Origin of the sequence: Pseudoalteromonas sp. S3178, from assembly GCF_005886985.1 — a bacterium.
Taxonomy (GTDB): Bacteria; Pseudomonadota; Gammaproteobacteria; order Enterobacterales; family Alteromonadaceae; genus Pseudoalteromonas; species Pseudoalteromonas carrageenovora.
Genome location: NZ_PNCW01000279.1, coordinates 1 through 338, shown reverse-complemented (window position 1 = coordinate 338; position 338 = coordinate 1). Strand labels below are relative to the sequence as shown.

The following is a 338-nucleotide window of genomic DNA, read 5'->3' as shown; positions in this document are numbered from 1 at the left end:
TCAGACGTGTGCTCTTCCCGATCTGCCAGAGGCAAAATAGATTATTTCCCACGTTCTTTTATTGAAGTTGCCTCAGAGCTTGCCGAACAACACAATGACGACTTAGTGATTTTACCTAATTTATATTTGCAGTACCCAAGTGCTTTTTATTTCTTCGTGAGTAAGGAAAAACCTGAGGTCGCGACTGCACTTAAAAAAGGGTTAGCACTGATGCAGCAAAACGGTGAGTTTGATGTGTTATTTGAGCGTTATTTCTTGGCCAAGCTTAATGCGTTACCTATGGATAATGCGAGAAAAATCTCACTACAGAACCCCTACTTTGAAGTGCCTAAGTAATG

Annotated in this window: 1 protein-coding gene; it reads left to right on the top strand. The window is 40.8% G+C overall.

Annotation, left to right across the window (positions count from 1 at the left end; translation table 11 throughout):
- Positions 1 to 336, top strand: a 336-nt coding sequence (locus CWC11_RS20965) for a transporter substrate-binding domain-containing protein (RefSeq protein ID WP_138684188.1), incomplete at its 5' end; no start/stop codon positions are given.
- Positions 337 to 338 lie beyond the last annotated feature (2 nt).